Genomic DNA, 23,592 nt, shown 5'->3' with positions numbered 1-23,592 from the left:
TGCGCGCTGCCCGGACCCCGGAGCAACGCGCGCTGTAAAGCGCACGAGAGGCTCCAAAATCGATCCGGTACTCATTTCCATTCTGCTGGCCACCACGCTTGCCGGCGTTGCCAGCATCTCGGCGGCGGCACTGTTTTCGTTTACGCTGCTGTCGCGGGTCGTCGAACGGATGGTCAGCCTGTCGGTCGGCATCATGCTGTCCACGTCGCTGCTGCATGCGCTGCCGGAAGCCTTCGAGTCGCACGCCGACCCGCGCACGCTGTTCGCCACGCTGCTGGCCGGCCTGCTGACATTCTTCATGCTGGAAAAGCTGGCGATCCTGCGCCATTCGCACCACCACGAGGGCGACGGCCACCACCACGCGCATGGCCACGACAAGCACGAAGCCGGCCGCGCCGGCTGGATGATCCTGGTCGGCGACGGCATGCACAACTTCACGGACGGCATCCTGATCGCCGCCGCCTTCCTGGCCGACCCGCACCTGGGCATCGTTGCCGCCGTGGCCATCATCGCGCATGAAATCCCGCAGGAGATCGGCGACTTCATCGTGCTGCTCAATGCCGGCTTTTCGCGCGCGCGGGCCTATTTCTACAACCTGCTGTGCAGCCTGCTGTCGGTGGCCGGCGGCCTGCTGGGCTACTTCACGCTCGACCGCGCCAGCGACCTGATTCCCTACGTGCTGGTGTTCGCATCGTCCGGCTTCCTCTACATCGCCGTGGGCGACCTCATGCCGCAAATGCAGCGCCGCGCGACGATGAAGGAAACCGTGCCCCAGGTGATCCTGATCGCGCTGGGCGTGTGCATCGTGCTGTTCCTGACAGCGGGGCGGCACGGGTAAGCGGCACGGCAGGATGCATCGCGCGTCACATCCCATGTCACATTCCCTGCCACATTCCCTGCCACATTCCCTGTCACATTCCTGTCACAAGACTGTGCCAGCATGACTTCAACAAAAACAACAACGAAGGAGGTCGATACATGCTGGACACCCTGTCACGAACCCTGAAAACCGCGCGCGCCAAACGTCTTCGCCTCATGTCGCCGCACCGGGAAATGTTGGGCGACATGCCCCCGGAACTCTACGATTACTGGTCGCGCACGGCGCACCTCGAATTCAAAGGCATCCCTCGGGATGCCTTTTTTTACGCCCGTGCGGCCGAGGCGCTGCTGACGTTCTTCGACTGTGTCGCGAGCACTTCCCGGCCTTGCGGATTGCCGTCGAAAGCGGCGGACTCGGTCTGGCACGCGTGGCTGCGCTACGCTCCGGCCTCGCTGGACGATTTTTGCGAACGGCATTTCCGCACCCGCATCCCCCATGTGGAAGCAGCCGGGATGAGCGGTGGCATGGCGAGGGCGATTGCACGCACCCTTGTCGAGGTGCGCAGGCGGGACGGACTGGCCCTTGCCGGCCCCAATGTGCCGCGCTTGTTCCGCACGGATCGTGCGCTGCGCATGCCTGGCGGCTTCGCCTATGACTATCACGGTGCCCAGATGACCTGGGGGCAGATCGACGCGCGGGGGCAGGCGCGGCCAGCTGGCCCGCTCCGCGCCACGGATCCGTCATCCCTGCTCGCCGCCGGCCTGATCTCGCGCACCGATTACGAACGGTTCCGCAAGCTTTACCGATGGGGCGGCGACTATCGCCCGGGCGACGGCCCGACCGGCGGCGCGGCGGGGGACCGCGCAGGCTGCGACGATGGCAGCAGTTGCGGCAGCAGTTGCGGCGGAAGCTGCGGCAGCGGTTGCGGCGGTGGCTGCGGAGGTGGCGGTGGTGACTGAATTGCAGGCCGGCCCAGCGCGGGTCGACGCCGATAAGGCCTCACGGGACGCGCGCCACGGCCCCTTCAGGACACGCAGCGGGCGTGACTTCAACAATAACGGCAACAATAAGGACAACAATCGGGGAGGTACCACATGATGAACCATCATCCGGGAACTTTCGACGTTGCGCGGACCACCTGGTTGCGCCTCACGTCGCGCCACCGCAAGGCCCTGCGCGACATTCCCCCGGAACTCTACGAACACTGGGCGCGCACGGCGCACTTCGAATTCAATGGCATCCCTCGCCATCCCTTTTTCTACCTCCGTGCCGCGAACGCGCTGCTGGATCTCTTCGAGTGCGTCCGGCGCAGCAACCGCCCATGCGCCTTGCCTTCCAGGGCCGCGGACTCGGTCTGGCACGCCTGGCTGAGCTATTCGCCCGCCTCGCTGGACGCATTCTGCGAGCGCCACTTCGGCCAGCGCATTCCCCATGTCGAAGCGGTCGACATGTCCGGCGGCATGGCACTGCCGATCGCCATGACGCTGGTCACGGCGCGTACGCTGGACGGCCTCGACCTGGCTGGCCCCAGGGTGCCGCGCCTGTTTGCCACCGATCGCGCGCTGGGCATGCCGCACGGCCATGCCTGGCAGGTGCGGGGCAGCCGGATGGTCCTGTCGCATATGGACCCCCATGGACGGCCATCGCAACGTACCCGTGTGCATCCCGCAACGGAGCCGGACTTCCTCCTTGCCGCCGGCCTGATCGCACAGGGCGAGTACGACCGGTGGGTGCATGCCTGCTCGACGGCGAGCAATGGGGGGACTGCCGGCAGCGGCGTGGACTTCGACCTGGCCTGCGACTTTGGCAGCGGCGACTCCGGCGGCAGCGACTCCGGCGGCAGCGATGGCAGCGGTTGCGGCAGCAGTTGCGGCGGCGGCTGCGGCGGCGACTGACGCGGTTTCAATCCGTTTCGCTATAATCTTTTTACAACTTGCTCGACCAGACCAGAAAGGAGGTAAATATGCAGCATCATCTGTCGTGCGTCCTGCCGGGCGCGCGCATGTTTGGCACAACTGCCGGCTCTTGCCTTTTGATCGCGCCGCGATAACCGGGCCGGAGCACACCCAGCACCCATCTTTCGAGTCGGCTCCCGGCTCATCCGTTGTCGTTGGCGCTTTTGCTAACGGGACTGTTCACGTCCCTACAAAAGACAATTGCCATGACGACCCTGATCACCGCCCAATCCCTCTCCCTGGAAACGAACCACGGTTCGCTGTTCCACGACCTTTCCCTTACGCTCCACGCCGGCGACCGTATCGGCCTGCTCGGCCATAACGGCTGCGGCAAGAGCACGCTGCTCGGCCTGTTGTCCGGCAGCGCCGAACCGGCAGCCGGCACGATCCACATCGCGCGCGCCTGCCGCCTCCAGCATGTCGAACAGCACCTGCCCGATGGACTGGCCGGGCTCACGGTGCGCGGCGTGCTGGCGCAAGCCGCACCCGGCAGCCCGTGGCGGGTCGATACGCTGCTCGATGAACTGGGCCTGGCCGCCACTGCCGCGCAAGCGGTGGACACGCTGTCCGGCGGCCAGCACACGCGCCTGCTGCTGGGCCGCGCGCTGCTGCACGAGCCCAACGTGCTGCTGCTCGACGAGCCGAGCAACCACCTCGACCTGCCGTCGCTGCTGTGGCTGGAACGCTTCCTGGCCGGCTGGCGCGGCGCGTTCGTGCTGGTATCGCACGATGCCCGATTGCTGGACAACGCCACCGACAAAAGCTGGATCCTGCGCGACCGCCGGCTGTATCACTTCGACCTGCCATGCGGCGCGGCGCGTGCCGCGCTGGCCGAACAGGACGGCGCCGCGGCCGCGCGCCACGCCGCCGAGCAAAAGGAAATCGACCGGCTGGCCGCCAGCAGCAAGCGCCTGGCCATCTGGGGCAGGACCTACGATAACGAAGACCTGGCACGCAAGGCCAAGACCATGCAGCGGCGCGTCGACCGGTTGAAGGAAGAGCAGTCGTTCGTCACCCAGGGGGCACCGTGGAAGCTGGCGTTGCGGGGCAGGGCACTGGCCGCCGATGCGCTGCTGGCGCTGGACGATGTGCCGGTCAGCCCCGCGCCCGGCATGGCGCCGCTGTTCCACGCGCCGCATGGCGTGATCCGCGCCGGCGAGCGCGTGGCGCTGCTCGGCGCGAACGGTGCCGGCAAGTCGTCGCTGCTGCGGCTGTGCTGGGCGGCGTACCGGCAGCAGGCCGACGTGCCCGGCCTGCGGCTGCATCCCGTCGCCGACATCGGCTACTACGACCAGGGCCTGCGCCAGCTGGCCGGCGACGCCACGCTGGCCGATGCGCTGTATCCGTTCGCGCCGGAGGGCGCCCGCAGCGACATTGTGTTCCGCCAGGCGCTCGTGAAGGCTGGCTTTCCCTATGCGCGGCACGGCCAGCAGGTCGACACGCTGTCCGGCGGCGAGCGTGCGCGCCTGCTGTTCCTGGGCCTGTCGCTGGCCAGCCACTACCTGCTGATGCTGGACGAGCCGACCAATCACCTGGACATCGACGGCAAGCTGGAACTGGCCGAGGCGTTGAAGGCGTTCGAGGGCGGCTGCCTGCTGGTGTCGCACGACCGCGAGCTGATCGAACGGTGCTGCAACCGCTACTGGGTGGTGCACGAAGGGCGGCTGGAGCAGTGGCAGGATGCGGCCGATGCGTTCGCGCGGCTGGGCGCGGCGCCTTCCGCTACCGCCGCAGCGCCGGTGGCCGCCGTCGCCCGCGCGCCGGCAACCGATGCGGACAGCCTGCTGGAACGGCTGTGCGAACTCGAGGCCTTGCTGGCCGAAGACCTGGCCCGCAAGCCGCGCCACCAGAAACCGGCCAGCCAGCAGCGCTGGCGAGAAGAGATGGCGGCGCTGGCGCGGGCACTCGGGTTGTGAGCTGGCTGGACGTTGTTTGACGGGTGGCGGACGCAGTGCCGCCGGGCCGACGAAGGCGGCCCGGCACGCGCCACCCGATAAGTAAAAAGCACGCTTCAAGCAGCGAAACGCACTCCCGGCCCCGCGTGGCCCACCTATACTTTCCTCGACATTGCCGGGCCCCCGCAGCAGCGCGATGCCTGCGCTGAACCTGCCCCCGCCCGGCCGCCGCGAGGAGACAATCATGACACCGCAGTCCCACCACATCGCTTCGATCCCGCCGCCGGCCTAGCAGGTGCGCGCGTGCCGCGCCACCTGCCCGCGGCTTTCCCGATTCACCGTTCTCGTCTTGCACTCCGCCTCTCCGCACTCCGGCGGCGTGTGCCCGCGTTCGTCCACCATTCACAACCAGGAGACTCCATGCATCAAAAAAACACGACACTGAAGGCTTGCGCGCTCGGCGCATCGCTGCTGCTGGCGCTGGCCGCCTGCGGCTCCGGCAACGACAGTAACGCGGCGGCGGCCGTCGGCGTTTCCGACAGCGCGCTGGTTTTCGACAGCGCGAAGTACACCACCATCAACGTCACCATCGATGGCGCGCAGGTGCCGGTGCGCTGGTACAGGGAGGTGTGCTACGTGGCGAAGCCGGTGGCGATGGCGGCCACGCAGACGGCCCTCAACGGCAGCAGCACCACGATCGCCAACACGGCATGCGGCTACCAGAGCATGAACATCTTCGTGCCGGAAAGCGCGGCGGCCAGCAACGATACGGCGCTGTACTTCGCCGTCAACAACAGCGGCTGGTTTGCCAGCTATATCAGGGCCAGCGTGGCCGATGGCGCCAGCTTCGACAGCGCCACCAGCCATGTGGGCGCGGCGCTGAAGGCGGGCTACGTGTTCATCGACGTGGCCACGCGCAGCCGCGGCGTGGCAGCGGCCGACGGCAGCTGGCCCGGCAAGGCACCTGCGCCCGTGGTCGACGCCAAGGCGGCGATCCGCTACCTTCGCCTGAACGATGCGCGCATGCCCGGCAGCGCGAGCCGCATCGTGGTGAACGGCACCAGCGGCGGCGGCGCGCTGTCGTCGATCATCGGCGCATCCGGCAACAGCGCCGACTACCTGCCTTACCTGGCTTCGGTGGGCGCAGCCGGCATCGACGCCAGCGGCCAGAGCACGCTGCGCGACGATGTCCTGGCCATCAATGCGTATTGCCCGATCACGGACCTGGGCAACGCCGACCTGCACTATGAATGGCTGTACACCGCGTTCGGCACGCGTGCCGCGGTGGGGCGCAATCCGAACCCGTCGGGCAGTGCGCAGCTGGCGGCGAAATTTTCCGCCTACCAGCAGGGCCTGAAGCTGGCCAATAGCGACGGCGCGGCCCTGACGGCCGACAACATGATGGACCAGATACGCCAGGAAGTGATCCGCTCGGCCGAGGTCTACATGGCGGCCGGCGGCACCATCCCCGACCTGGGCGAGGCGATGCCCTACACCAGCGCCGGCGCCGCGAAGTCCTATATCAACGACTGGCTCGATGTCGACAACGGCGCCAGGAAAGTGGTGTCGCTCGACATGGAGAAATACCTGAAGTTCGTGGCCACGCAAGCCACGCTGAAGGCGGCGCCGGCGTTCGACCAGACCGGCATGTCGGTCACCGCCGCCAGCGGCGAATCGAACCTGTTCGGCACGGACAGCCAGAAGTACAGCAACTTCACCGAGTACGGCTGGGACAACAACGACGCGCACGGCGACGGCATCGGCTACGACGATACCGGCATCACCGGCAGCCGGCATTTCAGCCTGGCGGCGACGCCCATCATGACGCAGGTGAAGCTGGTCAATCCGATGGCCTACATCGGCACGGGCGGCAGCAGCGGCGCCGACACGGCGCCTTACTGGTACGTGCGGCACGGTACGCGCGACCGCGACACGGCATTCACCGTGTCGATCAACCTCGCGCGTGCATTGCAGGCCGACCCGAACGTGCAGGAAGTGAACTACCGGCTGGCGTGGAACCAGCCGCACGCCGGCAACTACGATGTGCCGGAAGCGATGGCGTGGATCGCGCAGGCGCTGAAGGCCGCCGCGGCAAAGGGCCTGTAGGCGCCTGGCTCGCCGTTGGACTCAGGCCCCGGTCGCCACCGGCCGCTCGGGCGCCGCGCACCACTCCGCCCACGAGCCCGGGTGCAGCGCGGCACCCGGCAGGCCGGCCACTTCGAGCGCCAGCAGGTTGTGGCAGGCCGTCATGCCGGAGCCGCATTGCAGACGTGACGCACTACCTCATCGAGAAGATGATTCGCTGCGCAGCACTGCCGGAATCTGCTCTGCAAGCTCCCGTGCCATATGCATCTTTGCCAGGCATTGGTCAAGATAAGCGCGGTCGCTGACCATGACGACAGCCTCCTCGAATGCGCGGTCGGCCGAGTTGCCATAGGCCTTGCGCACCTTGCTCCAGGCCGCCTCGGGCACTTGGCCCCAGTTCCCGATCATCATTGCCAGGTCGATGATGTCCCGGCTTGCCACCGCCTTGTCACGATAGCGATCGGCATTCGCGAGCAGTTTTTCCGCATACATATCGGCACGCGAAAGTGTCGGCACGCCAGTCTCCGGATTGATCGCGCCATCGATATGGATCCGGCCTTCGCTGACGATTTCGAACTTCACCGGCACATCATCGATCCTGAGAAATGTGCGGATACCGTAACGGTCGGCACGTACTTCCCGGGCCAACTCGACCGGCCGGGCGAAAATCTCGCCCAGTGAGACGTTATCGATCGTATTTCGCAGCTCGCGATAACCGTCCTGCGATGCGCAGAGGAAGTCGATATCGACCGACTCCCTGTATTCACCCAGCTCCAGTACGATGGCGGTACCTCCACCGAAATAGCAGTGATTCCTGGACAGGAAGGCTGTATCGAGGCATGACAGCAGTTTCAGGATCCGGTTGTGATGGTCGCGTTTAAACATTCATCAGTCCGTTACCGCAGGTTGCGGTCAACACTTCGATCAATTCCCGTTCATCGTCGTCCAGGCTTTCCTGCTCGATGAAGCGCCAGTTGCTTTCGTAGAGTTCGAAGGCCTCGCTGGCCGTGATGATGTCATCAGCCCGCCTGCTCCAGGCGATGAGCGCGAGTTGGGGATATTGGCCGATCTTCAACGTGGCGGGCGGCGTCTTCATGAAATGATTATGGATCGTCGTGGATGAAAGTCAACAACCGCCCGTTTTCCGTCACGCCCCGGTCGCCACCGGCCGCTCGGGCGCCGCGCACCACTCCGACCACGAGCCGGGGTACAGCGCGGCACCCGGCAGGCCGGCCACTTCCAGCGCCAGCAGGTTGTGGCAGGCGGTCACGCCGGAGCCGCACTGCATCACGGCGGCGGCAGGGGAGGCAAACAGCGGCGCGAAGTCTTCCTTCAGCTGCGCGGCCGGCTTGAACTTGCCGTCGGCCCCCAGGTTGTCCTTGAAGAAGCGGTTCTTCGCGCCGGGGATGTGGCCGCCGACCGGATCGATGGTTTCATTCTCGCCGCGGAAGCGGTCGCTGGCGCGGGCATCGACCACGGTGAAGTCCTGCGTGCCCAGGTTGGCCACCACGTCGTCCACCGACACCGTGCGCGTCAGCGACGGCCGCTCGGCGATGCCGCCGGCGCTCCGTTGCGGCGCCGGTTCGGCCGTCACGGGCTGGCCCGCGGCCTGCCATGCCGGCAAGCCGCCATCGAGCACGGCCACCGCTTGATGGCCGATCCAGCGCAGCAGCCACCACAGCCGCGCGGCATACATGCCGCCCTGGGCATCGTAAGCCACCACCTGGCTGTCGTCGTCGATGCCGAAGCGGCGCAGCGCCTGGACCAGCGCCGCGCGCTCCGGCAGCGGATGCCGGCCGAGGAAGGTGCTGCCGGTGCCGGTCTTCGGGCCGGACAGGTCATCGTCGATGCTGGCGAATTGCGCGCCCGGGATGTGGCCGGCGGCAAACGCTTCGCGGCCGAAGGCCGGGTTCAGCAAATCGTGGCGGCAATCCAGGATGACCCATTTCGGGTCGGCGGCATGGAGGGCCAGGGTGGCGGCGTCGATCAGGGTAGTGTGCATGGGGGCTCCTCAAACTTCGCTGGCGATAGGGTCGGTCGAAGCAACGGCCTTGCCGCGCTCGGTGTTCCGGGTATTGTAGAACGTGGCGGCGCTGCCGGAGGCGAGGATGATGCCGATGCCCAGCCAGCTGTGCCAGTCGAACGAGTCGGCAAACACGAGCACGCCCCAGATACTGGAAAACACGATGCCGGTGTATTGCAGGTTGGCGACCACCAGCGTGTTGCCGAGGCGGTAGGCGCGCGTCATCGATATCTGCGCGGCGGTGGCGAACAGGCCGATGCCGAGCAGCAGCAGGAAACCATATTCGCTGTTCAGCGAGTGGAACACGACCGGGCCGCCACCCGCTTCGGCCACGGTGCCGAGCAGGCCGGCCACCACGTTCGACACGGCGAAATAGAACACCACGCGGTTTTCCGGCTCGCCGGCCAGGCCCAGCTTGCGCACCTGCATGTAGGCCACCGCCGTGAGGATCGACGAGAAAATCGCGATCAGCGCGTACACCAGCTGGTCCGACTGGAACGCCGGCTGCAGCAGCAGCACGACGCCGACAAAGCTCATGCCCACCGCCACCAGCAGCGGCCATGCCACCTGGTTCTTCGCCTGCCACCAGCAATGCGCGAACAGCCACACGGCGATCCAGATCGGCGACAGGTAGTTCAGGGTCATCGCCGTGGCCAGCGGCAGCTTGGCGATCGAGTAGAACCACAGCCACAGGGAGATCACGCCCACCACGCTGCGCCACAGGTGGCCCATCGCGAAACGCGTCTTCAATGTGCCGCCCTGCAGGCGGATCAGCACCAGCAGCACGGTCACGCCCACGATGCCGCGGTACATCACGATCTCCGAGGTGGAGAACATATCCGAGGCCAGCTTCACGCACACGCCCATGGCGGCGAACAGAAAACTGGCGAACAACATCCACAGCGATTGCATTGCATTCCTTCTGTTCAAATGATCGAGGGGACAGTCCGTTGCGATCCGGATCTGTCCCCTCGTTATCGTTTTATTTATACGGCGATTTTACTTCGGTACCATTCGTGGAAGTGCTGCATGCCGTCTTCCATCGGGCTCTGGTACGGCCCCGCGTCCGTGGTGCCCCGGTCCAGCAGGATCTTGCGGCCGGCATCCATGCGCAGCGCGATCTCGTCATCCTCGACGGCCGTCTCCATGTAGGCGGCGCGTTCCGCGTCCACGAACTCGCGCTCGAACAGCACGATCTCTTCGGGGTAGTAGAACTCCACCACGTTCTTCGTGCGGTTCGGGCCTTCCGGCCACAGGGTCGACACCACCAGCACGTGCGGATACCACTCGACCATGATGTTCGGATACAGCGTCAGCCAGATCGCGCCGAACGGCGGTGCTTCGCCGTTGCGGAACTTGAGCACCTGTTCATGCCAGCGCTGGTAGACGTCCGAACCGGATTTCTTCAGGCCGCGGTTCACGCCCACCGTCTGCACCGAGTAATCGGCGCCGAATTCCCAGCGCAGGTCGTCGCAGGAAACAAAGCCGCCCAGGCCGGGGTGGAACGGCTCCACGTGGTAATCCTCGAGGTAGACCTCGATGAAGGTCTTCCAGTTGTAGTCGCAGTGGTGCACTTCCACGTGATCGAGCATGTAGCCGGTGAAGTCCAGGTCCTTCGTGACGGACATGTCCTTTAGCTTGTCCATCACGTTGTAGCCGTTCTGCTCGAACAACAGGCCGTTCCAGCTTTGCAGCGGCGCCTTGGGCAGGTTCAGGCACGGCGTCTCGGGGAAATGCGGTGCGCCGATCAGTTCGCCCTTCAGGTCGTAGGTCCAGCGGTGCAGGGGACAGACGATCGTGTTGGCATTGCCGCGCCCGTTGAACATCAGTGCCTGGCGGTGCCGGCAGACGTTCGACAGCAGTTCGATACCCTGGGCATTGCGGACCAGCATGCGCCCCTCGTTCTCCGAGGCGAGCGTGGTGAAGTCGCCGATGTTCGGCACCATCAGTTCATGGCCCACGTAGCGTGGGCCGTTCTGAAACAATTGCTGCATTTCACGCTGCAGTAGCGCTTCGTCAAAGTAGACGTGGACCGGAAGTTGCGCGTGCGAGCGCGCCAGCCTGGCGTGGGTACCCAGATCGGACATCCCAACCCCCCTTAATTAAAGTACTGCAAACCAAGAAGAGACAGAATCCGCAAAGACCTGAATTCAGAGTATGAGAACGGGTGTTTCGGACAGAACCGGAGATTATAGCGTGAACGGCGTGATACTGCCGATAAATCTTCGTTTCACCCCCGATGCGACCGGCATTGTGCTCCCTTTCGCCAAACAGGGGTGCCGCCCTGGCCGCAATTGCAACATGGCACGCCCGGCCGGGTTGTCATTTTGGACCGTGCGGGACACTTTGTTCTAAAATAACGGGCTAAACTCCAGCACTGAGTCAAAATCAAGACATGGTCAATAAAATTAACAGCGGTGAGAATGCCGCGCCCGCCCCCGCGCCTGCCTCCTTCGAAGAGGCGATGGCCGAGCTGGCGCAGCTCGTCACGCAGATGGAATCCGGCCAACTGCCGCTGGAGGCGTCGGTCGCGGCCTACGCACGCGGTTCGGAACTGGTGAAATACTGCGCCGCCCAGCTGGAAAAAGTGGAATCACAGGTGAAAATCCTGGAAGGCGACATGCTCAAGCCCTTCGCCGACAGCGACGAGGGCGGGCAATGACGTTCGCACCCGACGCCGTCACGTTCCAGGACTGGATGCGTGGCATCCAGCAAGGCATGGAAGCGGACATGTCCGCGTATTTACCGGCCGACACCGCCGAACCCGCGAAACTGCACGAAGCAATGCGCTATGCATTGCTGGGCGGCGGCAAGCGCGTGCGCCCGCTGCTCGTCTACGCTGCCGGTGCCCTGTTCGGTGCCGATGCGCCGGCGCTGTCGCGTGCGGCGGCGGCCGTGGAAATGATCCATGCGTATTCGCTGGTGCACGACGACATGCCGTGCATGGACGACGACGACCTGCGCCGCGGCAAACCCACGGTACACGTGGCCTACGATGAAGCGACCGCGCTGCTGGTCGGCGATGCGCTGCAATCGCGGGCGTTCACGGTGCTGGCCGGTGCCGAGGGCATTCCGCCGGCGCGCCTGCTGGCCATGGTGCGGCTGCTGGCCGACGCGGCGGGTTCGGCCGGCATGTGCGGCGGCCAGGCGATCGACCTGGACAGCGTGGGCCTGGCACTGACGCTGGAACAACTGGAGCGCATGCACCAGCTGAAGACGGGCGCGCTGCTGCGTGCCTCCGTGGTGCTGGGCGCGCTGGCCGGCAAGGACCTGTCGGCGACCGAACTGGAAGCACTGCATGCGTACAGCCGCGCGATCGGCCTGGCCTTCCAGGTCGTCGACGACGTGCTCGACGCCACCGCCGATTCGGCGACCCTCGGCAAGACGGCCGGCAAGGATGCCGCCGACAACAAACCCACCTACGTCTCGATCCTCGGGCTCGACGAATCCGTCGCCCTGGCCGAACAATTGCGGCGCGACGCCCACGCGGCGCTCGGCGCCTTTGGCGACGGCGCACAGCGCCTGCGCGAACTCGCGGACCTGATCGTGCAGCGGAAGGCATAAATGAACCTGCTTCAAACCATCAACAACCCGGCCGACTTGCGCAAGCTGCCGCGCCACCAGCTGGCACCGCTGGCCAACGAACTGCGCAGCTTCCTGCTCGATTCCGTGTCGAAGACGGGCGGCCACCTGTCGTCCAATCTCGGTACCGTCGAACTGACCGTGGCATTGCATTACGTCTTCAACACGCCGCACGACCGCATCGTGTGGGACGTGGGCCACCAGACCTACACGCACAAGATCCTCACGGGCCGGCGCGACCAGTTCCACACGCTGCGCCAGCTCGACGGCATCTCCGGTTTCCCGCGCCGCGTGGAAAGCGAATACGACACGTTCGGCACCGCCCACTCGTCCACGTCGATCTCCGCCGCGCTGGGCATGGCGCTGGCCGCCAAGATCAAGGGCGAACAGCGCCACGCGATCGCCGTGATTGGCGACGGCTCGATGACGGCCGGCATGGCGTTCGAGGCGCTGAACAACGCCGGCGTGGAAGAAGACTGCAACCTGCTGGTGATCCTGAACGACAACGACATGTCGATCTCGCCGCCGGTGGGTGCGCTGAACCGCTACCTGGCGCGGCTGATGTCCGGCCAGTTCTACGCGGCCGCGAAGAACGTCGGCAAGTCGGTGCTGCCGGCGCCGATGCTGGAGCTGGCGAAGAAGCTGGAAGAACATGCCAAGGGCATGGTGGTACCGGCCACCATGTTCGAGGAGTTCGGCTTCAACTACATCGGCCCGATCGATGGCCACGACCTCGATTCGCTGATCCCCACGCTGCAGAACATCCGCAACCTGAAGGGCCCGCAGTTCCTCCACGTGGTCACGAAAAAAGGGCAGGGCTACAAGCTGGCCGAGGCGGAACCGATCCTGTACCACGGCACCGGCAAGTTCAACCCGGCCGAAGGCATCAAGCCCGCCACGGCGCCGGCCAAGATGACGTACACCGAAGTGTTCGGCAACTGGCTGTGCGACATGGCGGCGCAGGACGAGCGCCTGGTCGGCATCACGCCGGCGATGCGCGAAGGCTCGGGCATGGTGCGCTTCCATGCCGAATATCCGAAGCGCTACTTCGACGTGGGCATCGCCGAACAGCACTCCGTCACCTTCGCCGGCGGCCTGGCCTGCGAAGGCATGAAGCCGGTGGTGGCGATCTATTCGACCTTCCTGCAGCGTGCCTACGACCAATTGATCCACGACGTGGCGCTGCAGAACCTGGACGTGACGTTCGCGCTGGACCGCGCCGGCCTGGTGGGCGCCGATGGCGCCACGCACGCCGGCAATTACGACCTGGCCTACCTGCGCTGCATCCCGAACATGGTGGTGATGGCCGCATCGGACGAGAACGAATGCCGCCAGATGCTGACCACCGCCTACCAGTATCCCGGCCCGGCCGCCGTGCGCTACCCGCGCGGTGCCGGCATCGGCGCGGCCATTGCACCGGAACTGACCACCATCGACCTGGGCAAGGGCGAACTGCGCCGCCAGGGCGAACGCGTGGCGATCATGGCGTTCGGCGCGATGGTGGCGCCGTCGCTCAAGGCGGCCGACGGCATCAACGCCACGGTGGCCAACATGCGCTTCGTGAAACCGCTGGACGTGGAGCTGGTGAAGGAACTGGCCGCGTCGCACGACTACCTGGTCACGGTGGAAGAGGGCTGCACGATGGGTGGCGCCGGCGCCGCCGTGGCCGAGGCGCTGGCCGAAGCGGGCATCGCCAAGCCGCTGCTGATCCTCGGCCTGCCCGACCAGTTCATCGACCACGGCGACCCGGCCAAGCTGCTGGCCAGCGTGGGCCTGGATGCCGACGGTATCGCCAGATCGATCAAGACCCGCTTCTTCGGCGGCGAACCGCGGCTGGTGGTCAACAACGGCTGAGGGCTATGCCGGCGGCATGAAAAACGGCGCCCTCGGCGCCGTTTTTCATTGTGTGCGCGGAAGGGCCGGCACGGCCCGCGCCATCGCCGCGAAGCCCGCATCGCCCGGATGCAGGTGGTCGCCCGAATCGTATTCCGCATGTAGCCGTGACGGATCGGCCGGATCGCGCAGCACGGCATCGAAATCGGCCACCGCGTCGAACTCGCCACTGGTCCGGATCCAGGCGTTGACTTCGCGGCGCAGCGCGTCCTTGGCCGGCGTCCAGTACCCCTCGAACGGCGTGCCGGGCAGCGCATCCCGGAATGGCGGCAGCGTGCCGCCGATGATCCGGACGCCGCGTGCATGGGCGCGGGCGATCAGCGCGCGGTAGCCGTCGACCAGCCGCTCCGCCGTCATCGGCGCGTCTTGCGGCGCGAACGGGGTGCCGGGCCAGCCGATATCGTTTGTCCCCAGCAGCACTACGACGGCCGTCACGCCGGGCTGCTCCAGCACGTCCGCGTCGAACCGTTCGATCGCCTTCACGCCCATCTTCGACGACAGCAGCCGCGCGCCGGAAATCCCGGCATTGGCGACGGCGATGCCTTGCGGTGCAAGCCGTTCGGCCAGCAGGTCCGGCCAGCGGCGGTGCCGGTCCGGTGTCGAGCCATTGCCATCGGTGATCGAATCGCCCAGCGCCACGATGGTCCTGCCCTGTCCGGCGACGTGGACGGCGGCGAGAAAGGCGCGGCCTTGCAAGCGCTGCGCTGTGTCCAGCGTTGCGGCCGCCGTGGCATTGCCGGCGGCGAGGTAGCCGGTTTGCTGGGCGCCCCAGTGGAAGGTCGCCAGTGGTGCCGGGCCGGGGAACCAGGTCGATATGGTCAGGCGTTCCAGTGGCACGACCGGGAACGCGAGAGGATCGCTGGTTGCCGTGCCGCCTGGCGGGATCGTGAACTCCGTGCTGCCGGCAAAAGTCAGTGCCCGGTTGCTGGCGGTGTCGATGGCGGACGTGGCGCCGGGCTCACTCGCCGTGCGGGCAATGCGCACCGCGCCAACGGCCAGCGGCACCGTGCCATAGCGATTCGACAGCACCACGCGCACGCTGCCGCCGCCGGTGGAAAGCCGCAGCACCTCGCGCACCGTGCTGCCGGCAACGCTGGCCGGCACATTGGTCGGCAGGGCGAAGGTAGCGTCCCAGGCCGGCTGTGGCGCCGCGTACCAGCTGGCCTGCCAGTCTGACGCGGCGTAGGCGGGCATGGCCAGTGCGGCGGCAAAAAGGATTGCGCTGAAGGTTCGGATGGTGAACATGATGGCTCCTGGTCGATGGATAGGGAGAGCTCATGCTCGGTCATTCCATCCACGCTGGGTAGGAGGCAGGATCGACTATCATTCATTCCAGACTGGAATGGGGGAAGCCATGGATACGATCCGCTCGCTGCAATTTTTCGTTCGCGCCGTGGAGCTGGGCAGCCTGTCCGCCGTGGCGCGCGAGGAGGGCACCACGCAACCGACCGTCAGCAAGGTCATCGCGGCACTGGAGCGCGAGGTCGGTGCGCGGTTGCTGGAGCGGTCGACCACCAGCCTGGCGCCGACCGCCGAGGGGCGGCGCTTCCATGAGCGGGCCCGCGGCTTGCTGGCCGAGTTCGATGCCGCTGTCACGGAGGCGCGTGGCGGCGGCGCGGCCCTGCGCGGGCTGCTGCGTGTCAGCGCCCCGGTGGCGCTGGGGCAGTTCCGTCTCAACGCGCTGGTGCTGGAATTCCTGGCACTGCATCCGGCCATTGAACTGGAACTGATCTTGAACGACCGGATGGTCGATCTGGTGGAAGAGGGTGTCGACGTGGCCGTGCGGCTGGGCGGCGATCTGCCGGGCGACATGGTGGCGCGCAAGGTCGCGGTATCGGCGCGGCTGCTGGTGGCGGCGCCGGCATACCTGGCGCGCCATGCGCCGCCGCGGACGCCGGACCAGCTTGCGCAACATGAGCAGGTGCGCTTTGCCTGGCTGCCGGCCGGCGACGTGGTCACGCTGCACGATGGCAGCCGCAGCGTGGCGGTGACGGTGAAAAGCCGCTATCGGGTGAACCATGCGCTGGCGATCCGCGACAGCCTCGCGCAGGGCGCCGGCATCGGGCTGTGCCCGGCATGGCTGGTGGGCGACCTGCTGGACGCCGGCACGCTGCAGCCTGTGTTGCCGGGCTGGCATGGCACACCGCAGGAAGTGCACCTGCTGGCCGGGCGCCACCGCAGCGCGCGGGCGCGCGCCCTGATCGACTTCCTCGGCGCGCGCCTGCCGGCACTTCCCGGGTTCGACGGCGTGGCCTGACGCGGTATGGCGAGAGTGGCAATGGAAATATTTCCGTCTCTTTAACAAACACCCGCTGCATGACAATTACCCGGGCGGGCAAGCGGCTGACTTACCCCCTCCGTTAGTTTTTCCTGTAGGATACCGGCTTTCGTCCGCGCAAAACGCATGGCGAAAATCCAAGTCGAAGCTTGTCGCGGATCAAAGCGCACAAGCCGGTATTCATGCTGGGCAGGGAAACACGTCAACAGTTCTCATGTCCATCTTTTTCGGAGACGGAATGGGAGCAGGACGCCCACCTGTCCGGCGCACCGGCAAGCTGGTCGCGCTGGCCTGCATCATTGCGCTGGCGAGTGCCGCCGCCGCGGAAGCACTGCGCTGGTCCGGCGGTGTACAGCGGGCCGAGCAGCCCGCCGTCGCCGGCACCACGGTCACCGCACCGACCCCCATCACCATCAACGAAGTCAGCCGCTCGATCATCCCGATGCCGGCCGGCGTGCCGTCCGCGCATGCCAGCGCCCTGGCGGCACTGCCACGCGGCGACCTGCTGTCGTTCTGGTGGGCCGGCAGCCGCGAGAGCGGGCCGGATGTGAAGGTCTACGCGTCGCGCTGGTCGAACGGCACCTGGAGCAATAACTGGGTGGTGGCCAGCCGCGAATCGCTGGGCAAGGCGCTCGGCTTCGGCGTACGCCGCATCGGCAACCCGGTGGCCTGGACCGCGCCCGACGGCACGGTGCACCTGTACGTGGTGGCCACCGGCCTGGGCGGCTGGGCGGCCTCGCGCATCGTCCAGATGCACTCGCGCGACGATGGCGCGACCTTCACGGTGCGCCGCGTGCTGCCGCTGTCGCCGCTGTTCAACACGAGCACGCTGGTGCGCACGTCGGCGGTGCCCTTGGCCGATGGCGGCTGGTGGCTGCCCGTCTATTTCGAGATCGGCAACAAGTACCCGATGCTGATGTCGTTCGACGCCGGCGGCGAACCGCGCCGCATCGGCCGCATCGGCAGCGGCACCTCGTCGCTGCAGCCGGCCATCGTGCCCGTCTCGGCCACCGAGGTGCGGGCCTGGATGCGCGATGCCGGCGAAGGCCAGCGCGTGCAGCAGGCGCTGAGCCGCGATGGCGGCAACAGCTGGGAAGACCTGGCGCCGTCGCAGCTGTCGAACCAGAGCACGTCGCTGGCCGCGTTGCGCCTGTCCAGCGGCAATTTCCTGATGCTGTACAACCACGTGGCGGCGGGCGGATCGGACCGCAACGTGCTGTCGCTGGCGCTGTCGACGGATGCGCGCACCTGGCGCCCGCTGGCGGACATCGTCAGCGGCAAGCCGGGCGACGAGTTTTCCTACCCGACCATGCAGCAGGTGGGTGACCAGCTGCACATCACGTACACCCATCAGCGGCAGGCGATCGCCCATCACCTGCTGCGCATCACCCCTGGAAAGGAGCCGTTATGACCTTGCCCGATCTCGCCCTGCAGATCGTCTACGGACACGTGGCGTGGGCACTGGTGCTGGTGGCCCTGCTGACGGCCTGCGTGCCGCAGCTGGCCCGCCGCCACTGGCGCGTGGTGGCCGCCGGCCTGGTGGTACTGAGCGCGCTGCCCGGCACCTGGTCGCCATCCTGGTGGCTGACCCTGGCCTTCCAGTACCCGAGCGGCCTGCTGGTCGGCCTCAGCCTGGTGGCTCTGGAGCGGCGGCGGCAGGGCAGCGCGCCCCGCATGGTGCTGCCGCTGGCGATGGCGTTGCCGCTGGCGCTGGGCGGCGCGGCGTTGTACCTGGATACCTTTGGCGTGCTGGCGCTGGGCCTGTACCATGGCGGCTTTGGCGCGGTGGGCGCGCCGCTGCTGGGCATCGTGGCGATCGCCGCTTGCGCGTATGCGATCTGGCGCGGCCATGCGCTGCAGCCGGCGCTGGCCCTGCTGGCCGGCCTGCTGCTGTACGCGCTGCTGCGGCTGCCGACGGGGAACCTGTGGGACGCGCTGCTCGATCCGCTGCTGTGGATGTGGGCGCTGGGTTCGGCCGTGGCCGCCGGCGTGCGCCAGGCCGCGGGAGCGCGCGTGCCGGCCGTCCAGCCACCATTGCCGCCGCTGCAGCCGCCGCAGCCAGCCCCGCTGCTGGCGGCCGAGCCGGTGCCCGCGGGCGCGGCCGGCATCGAACAACTTCAAACGCTAAGGGAGTAATACGTGGTTCAGAACAAGTGGTACATCCACCCGGCGATCGCCGTGGCGGTCCTCGTCAATGTCTTCGTGATGGGGCTTGCCATGGCATGGTCCGGCGACCCGGCCAAGCTGCAGCGCCTGCTGGTGGAAGACGGTATCGTCGAGTGGATGCAGTTCCTGTGCTTTGCCGTGACGTCCGGCCTGCTGGCCTTCGCCGCGCTCGAACACTGGCAGCGCGGGCGGCGCATCGACCTGCCGCTGCTGGCGCTGGCCGGCCTGGCCGGCATCGTGGCGCTGGCCGCGCTGGAAGAGATCAGCTGGTTCCAGCGCATCCTGAATGTCACCACGCCTGAATACTTCGCCCAGAACAACCGCCAGGGGGAAACCAACCTGCACAACCTGGCGATCGGCGAGAAGGGCAGCATCCACAAGACGATCCTGCTGAAACTCATCGCCATCGCCGGCCTCACGCACAACATCGTGCTGCCGCTGCTGGCCCGCAAGCGCCCGGCGATCCGCGACTTCGTCGAGCGCTTCGGCCTGTACCTGCCGCCGCTGTCCGCCTCGGTGATCTACATCGTGCTGGTGGCGATCTCCCACCTGGTGATCGACCACCCGCGCAAGGGCGAGCTGGGCGAAATGTTCGGCGCCGTGCACTACCTGGCCACGGTCTTCATCGCCTACTTCCTCGGCATCGGCTACGGCAAGCCGCCCATCTTCGAAGGGCCGGCCGACCGCCGCCGCGTGGGCGCGCTGTTCGCGATGCTGCTGGTGTTCCTGCTGATGACCGGCTGGCTGCTGAGTGCCGGCGCCGGCGCAGAGCCTTACCTGGCACTGCACCCGAACGGCAAGGAGTGATCGCCCGGCACGTTCCCGGCCGGGCAGCGGTAGCGACTTAGCTGCGCTTCCGGTCGTGGTGCCACAGCACGTCGCTGCCGCCGGCAAAGCGGTTCAGCACGCGGGCCAGCACGAACAGCAGGTCCGACAGCCGGTTGACGTACTGGCGCGGGTGGTCGTGGATGGTTTCCTCGCTGCCCAGCGTGACGATGCTGCGCTCGGCGCGCCGGCATACCGTACGGCACACGTGCGCCAGCGCCGCGGCGCGCGAGCCTGCCGGCAGGATGAATTCCGTCAGCGCCGGCAAGGTGCCGTTGTACTTCTCCAGCAGCGCATCGAGCCGTTCCACGTGCTCTTCCTTGATCAGCTGGTAGCCGGGAATGCACAGTTCACCGCCCAGGTCGAACAGGTCGTGCTGGATCGACACCAGCTCGTCGCGCAGCTCGTCCGGCAGCGCTTCGCACAGCAGCACGCCCAGGTTCGAATTCAATTCATCGACATCGCCCATGGCGTGCACGCGCACGCTGTCCTTGCGCGTGCGGCTGCCATCGCCCAGGCCGGTGGTGCCATTGTCGCCCGTGCGGGTCGCGATCTTCGATAACCGGTTGCCCATGCTCGTCTCCGTAGGATGAAAGGTGGGAGCATACGCCACAGCCGGCAAAACCGGTGACAGGCTCCATTTATTTTGAAACATTTCTCGAAAAATGGAGCCTGTCACCAATGCCGTCAAGTTAAGCCCACCCCAAGGACAAATTCCGGGGTCAGACCCGGCGGGTCTGACCCCAGCTCTTCGCCGTTGGGGTGATTGCATGCGCTTTCAATGTGTCGGGTACTGCTTAACTTAACGGATTGGCACCTGTCCCCATTTTTCCTGCAACATTTCCTGAAGCGCACAAGCCGGGCGTTTGGCCTACAATCGGCCCATGACCACGCCATCCGCCAGCGCAGCGCCGTTCAGTGAAAGCCGCCAGCGCGAGGTTGCGCAAGCCCTGGGTGCCGTATTGCCACACGGCTGCGTACTGTTTCGCCTGGAAGATACCCGCCCGTACGAATGCGACGGCCTGTCGGCGTTCCGCCAGCCGCCGATGATCGTGGCGCTGCCGGAAAACGAGGCGCAGGTGGTGGCCGTGCTGGAAGTGTGCCGCCGCATGAACGTGCCGATCGTGCCGCGCGGCGCGGGCACCGGGCTGTCGGGCGGGGCGATGCCGATCGCCGACGGGGTGGTGCTGTCCACCGCGAAGCTGAACCGCATCGTGCGCCTCGATGCCCAGGCGCGCACGGCCGTCGTGCAGCCCGGCGTGCGCAACCTCGCCATCTCCGAGGCGGCCATGCCGTTCGGCCTGTACTACGCCCCCGATCCCTCGTCGCAGATCGCCTGCACCATCGGCGGCAACGTGGCGGAAAATTCCGGCGGCGTGCATTGCCTGAAATATGGCCTCACCCTGCACAACGTGCTGCGCGTGCGCGTGGCCACCATCGGCGGCGACATCATCGAGCTGGGCAGCGAAGCGCCCGATGCGCCGGGGCTCGACCTGCTGGCCGTGTTCATCGGTTCCGAAGGCATGCTGGGCATCGTCACGGAAGTCACCGTGAAACTGGTGCCCAGGCCCGCCGTGCAGCGCGTGATCATGGCGTCGTTCGGCGACATCGTCACCGGCGCCAACGCGGTGGCGCGCGTGATCGCGGCCGGCATCATTCCGGCCGGGCTGGAAATGATGGACCAGACTTCTTCCCGGATGGTCGAACCGTTCGTCCACGCCGGCTACGATCTCGACGCGGCGGCGATCCTGCTGTGCGAAGCGGACGGCACGCCGGAGGAAGTGGAAGACGAGATCGCGCGCATGACAGCGGTGCTGCGGGAGGCCGGCGCGACCGCGATCGCGGTGTCGGACAGCGAGGCCGAGCGGCTGAAGTTCTGGTCCGGCCGCAAGAACGCCTTCCCAGCGGCCGGCCGCATCTCGCCCGATTACTACTGCATGGATGGCACGATTCCCCGCAAGCACCTGGCGCAGGTGCTCGCCGGTATCGCGCAGATGGAAGTGAAGTATGGCCTGCGCTGCGCCAACGTCTTCCATGCCGGCGACGGCAACCTGCATCCGCTGATCCTGTTCGATGCCAACGTGCCGGACGAACTGGTGCGCGCCGAAGCGTTCGGCGCCGATATCCTGGCCCTGTGCGTGGCCGTCGGCGGCACGATCACCGGCGAACACGGCGTAGGCATCGAGAAGATCGATTCGATGTGCGTGCAGTTCGGCGCGGCCGAGCTGAGTGCGTTCTTCGGCGTGAAACGCGCGTTCGATCCGCCGGCGCTGCTGAATCCGAACAAGGCCATCCCCACGCTGCAGCGCTGCGCCGAGTTCGGGCGCATGCGCGTCACGGGCGGCGTACTGCCGCACCCGGACCTGCCGCGCTTCTGACTTGCCGGGCAGGGCTAGCCGGCCAGCAGTGCCTCGATATCGGCGGCGATGTCGTCCGGCTTGGTGGCCGGCGCATAGCGTTTCGCCACGGTGCCATCCCTGCGCACCAGGAACTTCGTGAAATTCCACTTGATGCCTTCGGTGCCGAGCACGCCGGGCGCGGTTTTCTTCAGGTGCTGGAACAGCGGGTGCGCCTCCGCGCCATTCACGTCGATCTTGGCGAACAGGGGGAACGTGACGCCGTAGTTCTTTTCGCAGAAGGCGCCGATTTCCTCGTGCGTGCCTTTTTCCTGCGCACCGAACTGGTTGCAGGGGAAGCCCAGCACTTCGAAGCCCCGTTCGCGGAAGCGTTCATACAGTTTTTCCAGGCCCGCGTACTGCGGCGTGAAGCCGCAGGCGCTGGCCGTGTTCACGATCAGCAGCACCTTGTCCTGGTACTGGCCCAGGTTGACGGGCTGCCCCGCCAGGCCGACGGCGGAAAAATCAAAAACGGTGTTCATATGGTCTCCTCGTGGCGGCGCGGCTCGGCGCGGCTCATCTCATCTCGGCTCAGACCAGGCCCAGGTGCTCGGTGCCGGACGACAGGTCGCGGTTCTTCGCCCCCTTGCCTTCGAGCTTGATGGCCAGCCGCAGGTCGTTGACCGAATCGGCGTTGCGCAGCGCATCCTCGTAGCTGATCTTGTCCGCCTCGTACAGGTCGAACAGCGACTGGTCGAAGGTCTGCATGCCCAGCTCGCGCGACTTCTTCATCAGCTCCTTGATCTCGTGCACCTTGCCCTGGAAGATCAGGTCGGAGATCAGCGGCGAATTGAGCAGGATCTCGATGGCCACCGCGCGGCCGCGGCTTTCCTTCAGCGGGATCAGCCGCTGCGAGATCATGCCCTTCAGGTTCAGCGACAGGTCCATCAGCAACTGCTGGCGGCGTTCCTCGGGGAAGAAGTTGATGATGCGGTCCAGCGCCTGGTTGGAACTGTTGGCGTGCAAGGTAGCCAGGCACAGGTGGCCCGTCTCTGCGAACGCGATGGCGTGGTCCATCGTTTCTCGGTCGCGGATCTCGCCGATCTGGATCACGTCCGGCGCCTGGCGCAGCGTGTTCTTCAGGGCGATTTCCCAGTCTTCCGTATCGACGCCCACCTCGCGCTGCGTGACGATGCAGTTGCGGTGCGGGTGCACGAATTCCACCGGGTCTTCGATGGTGATGATGTGGCCGTAGCTGTGCTCGTTGCGGTAGCCGACCATGGCCGCCAGCGTCGTCGACTTGCCCGAACCGGTGGCGCCGACCATGATCACCAGGCCGCGCTTGGCCATGATGACTTCCTTCAGCACGGGCGGCAGCGCCAGCTCGTCCAGGTCGGGAATCTTGCTGTTGATGACCCGCAGCACCATGCCGGCGGCGCCCATCTGCACGAAGGCCGAGACGCGGAAGCGCCCCAGGTCGCCCGGGCTGATGGCGAAGTTCGCTTCCTTGGTCTGCTCGAAGGTGGCGGCCTGCTTGTCGTTCATGATCGAACGGGCCAGGTCGGAGGTATGCGCGGCCGTCAGCGGCTGCGCGGAGACGGGCGTAAGCTTGCCGTCGATTTTCATCGCCGGCGGGAAGCCGGCGGTGATGAAGAGGTCCGATCCTTTTTTGCCGACCATCAGGCGCAGCAGGTCGAACATGAATTTACTGGCCTGGTCGCGTTCCATGACGGT

The 23,592-nt window shown here is 66.5% G+C and carries 22 protein-coding genes and 1 pseudogene; 13 read left to right on the top strand and 10 right to left on the bottom strand.

Features of this window, described 5'->3' with window-relative positions:
* Window positions 1-82: 82 nt before the first annotated feature.
* The 5 genes from EYF70_RS24265 (at window position 83) to EYF70_RS24245 (ending at window position 6,776) form a co-directional block, all read left to right on the top strand.
* Window positions 83-838, top strand: coding sequence for a ZIP family metal transporter (locus tag EYF70_RS24265; protein ID WP_131147691.1), 756 nt, complete (start codon window positions 83-85; stop codon window positions 836-838).
* A gap of 140 nt (window positions 839-978) precedes the next feature.
* On the top strand, window positions 979-1,779 hold the full coding sequence (locus EYF70_RS24260) for a UCP032817 domain-containing protein (protein WP_131147690.1): 801 nt from the start codon (window positions 979-981) through the stop codon (window positions 1,777-1,779).
* 135 nt (window positions 1,780-1,914) lie between these two features.
* Window positions 1,915-2,715 (top strand): UCP032817 domain-containing protein, encoded by an 801-nt coding sequence (locus EYF70_RS24255; RefSeq protein WP_131147689.1) that lies wholly within the window; start codon window positions 1,915-1,917, stop codon window positions 2,713-2,715.
* Between the two features lie 266 nt (window positions 2,716-2,981).
* Window positions 2,982-4,691, top strand: coding sequence for an ABC-F family ATP-binding cassette domain-containing protein (locus EYF70_RS24250; RefSeq protein WP_131147688.1), 1,710 nt, complete (start codon window positions 2,982-2,984; stop codon window positions 4,689-4,691).
* A gap of 399 nt (window positions 4,692-5,090) precedes the next feature.
* Window positions 5,091-6,776: a subtype B tannase gene (locus tag EYF70_RS24245; RefSeq protein WP_131147687.1), complete on the top strand. Its 1,686-nt coding sequence runs from the start codon at window positions 5,091-5,093 to the stop codon at window positions 6,774-6,776.
* 21 nt (window positions 6,777-6,797) lie between these two features.
* On the opposite strand, the pseudogene EYF70_RS32025 reads toward EYF70_RS24245, so the two are convergent.
* From EYF70_RS32025 to EYF70_RS24215, 6 genes and pseudogenes are all read right to left on the bottom strand, one after another.
* A pseudogene (locus EYF70_RS32025) lies at window positions 6,798-6,938 on the bottom strand (sulfurtransferase); the annotation flags it as partial.
* 15 nt (window positions 6,939-6,953) lie between these two features.
* On the bottom strand, window positions 6,954-7,640 hold the full coding sequence (locus EYF70_RS24235) for a nucleotidyl transferase AbiEii/AbiGii toxin family protein (RefSeq protein ID WP_131147686.1): 687 nt from the start codon (window positions 7,638-7,640) through the stop codon (window positions 6,954-6,956).
* Complete coding sequence (locus tag EYF70_RS24230) at window positions 7,633-7,851, bottom strand: hypothetical protein (protein ID WP_131147685.1); 219 nt, start codon at window positions 7,849-7,851, stop codon at window positions 7,633-7,635. Before EYF70_RS24230 ends, EYF70_RS24235 begins: the two co-directional genes overlap by 8 nt.
* A gap of 51 nt (window positions 7,852-7,902) precedes the next feature.
* Window positions 7,903-8,757 carry a sulfurtransferase gene (locus EYF70_RS24225; protein WP_131147684.1) on the bottom strand — a complete coding sequence of 285 codons (855 nt, stop codon included), beginning with the start codon at window positions 8,755-8,757 and terminating at the stop codon, window positions 7,903-7,905.
* 9 nt (window positions 8,758-8,766) lie between these two features.
* Window positions 8,767-9,690, bottom strand: coding sequence for a DMT family transporter (locus tag EYF70_RS24220; protein ID WP_131147683.1), 924 nt, complete (start codon window positions 9,688-9,690; stop codon window positions 8,767-8,769).
* Between the two features lie 74 nt (window positions 9,691-9,764).
* Window positions 9,765-10,865 carry an aromatic ring-hydroxylating oxygenase subunit alpha gene (locus tag EYF70_RS24215; protein WP_131147682.1) on the bottom strand — a complete coding sequence of 367 codons (1,101 nt, stop codon included), beginning with the start codon at window positions 10,863-10,865 and terminating at the stop codon, window positions 9,765-9,767.
* 308 nt (window positions 10,866-11,173) lie between these two features.
* Between EYF70_RS24215 and EYF70_RS24210 the strand changes: the two genes are divergently transcribed.
* From EYF70_RS24210 to dxs, 3 genes are read left to right on the top strand one after another with little or no spacing between them, the layout of a single operon-like run.
* Window positions 11,174-11,440 carry an exodeoxyribonuclease VII small subunit gene (locus tag EYF70_RS24210; RefSeq protein WP_131147681.1) on the top strand — a complete coding sequence of 89 codons (267 nt, stop codon included), beginning with the start codon at window positions 11,174-11,176 and terminating at the stop codon, window positions 11,438-11,440.
* Window positions 11,437-12,342, top strand: a complete 906-nt coding sequence (locus EYF70_RS24205) for a polyprenyl synthetase family protein (protein ID WP_131147680.1) — start codon at window positions 11,437-11,439, stop codon at window positions 12,340-12,342. The genes EYF70_RS24210 and EYF70_RS24205 overlap by 4 nt, the downstream gene beginning before the upstream one ends.
* A complete protein-coding gene (gene dxs, locus EYF70_RS24200; protein ID WP_131147679.1) occupies window positions 12,343-14,214 on the top strand; it encodes a 1-deoxy-D-xylulose-5-phosphate synthase in 1,872 nt (623 codons plus the stop codon).
* A 45-nt stretch (window positions 14,215-14,259) separates the two neighbouring features.
* Here the strand turns inward: dxs and EYF70_RS24195 are convergent, their stop codons facing one another.
* Window positions 14,260-15,498, bottom strand: a complete 1,239-nt coding sequence (locus EYF70_RS24195) for an SGNH/GDSL hydrolase family protein (RefSeq protein WP_131147678.1) — start codon at window positions 15,496-15,498, stop codon at window positions 14,260-14,262.
* Window positions 15,499-15,607: 109 nt separating this feature from the next.
* Between EYF70_RS24195 and EYF70_RS24190 the strand changes: the two genes are divergently transcribed.
* The 4 genes from EYF70_RS24190 to EYF70_RS24175 all read left to right on the top strand — a co-directional run bounded on the left by EYF70_RS24190 (window position 15,608) and on the right by EYF70_RS24175 (window position 19,504).
* Window positions 15,608-16,510, top strand: coding sequence for a LysR family transcriptional regulator (locus EYF70_RS24190; RefSeq protein ID WP_131147677.1), 903 nt, complete (start codon window positions 15,608-15,610; stop codon window positions 16,508-16,510).
* 259 nt (window positions 16,511-16,769) lie between these two features.
* The gene (locus EYF70_RS24185; protein WP_131147676.1) at window positions 16,770-17,942 is read left to right on the top strand and encodes a sialidase family protein; all 1,173 of its coding nucleotides are present in this window, start codon (window positions 16,770-16,772) and stop codon (window positions 17,940-17,942) included.
* Complete coding sequence (locus tag EYF70_RS24180) at window positions 17,939-18,667, top strand: hypothetical protein (protein ID WP_131147675.1); 729 nt, start codon at window positions 17,939-17,941, stop codon at window positions 18,665-18,667. The genes EYF70_RS24185 and EYF70_RS24180 overlap by 4 nt, the downstream gene beginning before the upstream one ends.
* A gap of 3 nt (window positions 18,668-18,670) precedes the next feature.
* Window positions 18,671-19,504 (top strand): hypothetical protein, encoded by an 834-nt coding sequence (locus EYF70_RS24175; RefSeq protein ID WP_131147674.1) that lies wholly within the window; start codon window positions 18,671-18,673, stop codon window positions 19,502-19,504.
* Between the two features lie 37 nt (window positions 19,505-19,541).
* Here the strand turns inward: EYF70_RS24175 and EYF70_RS24170 are convergent, their stop codons facing one another.
* Window positions 19,542-20,096 carry a cob(I)yrinic acid a,c-diamide adenosyltransferase gene (locus tag EYF70_RS24170; RefSeq protein WP_131147673.1) on the bottom strand — a complete coding sequence of 185 codons (555 nt, stop codon included), beginning with the start codon at window positions 20,094-20,096 and terminating at the stop codon, window positions 19,542-19,544.
* Between the two features lie 310 nt (window positions 20,097-20,406).
* Here EYF70_RS24170 and EYF70_RS24165 point away from each other — a divergent pair, with 310 nt between their 5' ends.
* Entirely contained in the window at window positions 20,407-21,900 is a 1,494-nt protein-coding gene (locus tag EYF70_RS24165) for an FAD-linked oxidase C-terminal domain-containing protein (protein ID WP_131147672.1), read from the top strand.
* 14 nt (window positions 21,901-21,914) lie between these two features.
* Here the strand turns inward: EYF70_RS24165 and EYF70_RS24160 are convergent, their stop codons facing one another.
* Window positions 21,915-22,400, bottom strand: coding sequence for a glutathione peroxidase (locus EYF70_RS24160; RefSeq protein ID WP_131147671.1), 486 nt, complete (start codon window positions 22,398-22,400; stop codon window positions 21,915-21,917).
* 49 nt (window positions 22,401-22,449) lie between these two features.
* Window positions 22,450-23,586, bottom strand: coding sequence for a PilT/PilU family type 4a pilus ATPase (locus tag EYF70_RS24155; protein WP_131147670.1), 1,137 nt, complete (start codon window positions 23,584-23,586; stop codon window positions 22,450-22,452).
* Between the last annotated feature and the right edge of the window lie 6 nt (window positions 23,587-23,592).

It is taken from the genome of Pseudoduganella albidiflava (assembly GCF_004322755.1).
Lineage (GTDB): Bacteria > Pseudomonadota > Gammaproteobacteria > Burkholderiales > Burkholderiaceae_D > Rugamonas > Rugamonas albidiflava.
The sequence above is the reverse complement of the archived record's forward strand: the minus strand, read 5'-3'. Positions and strand labels throughout refer to the sequence as shown.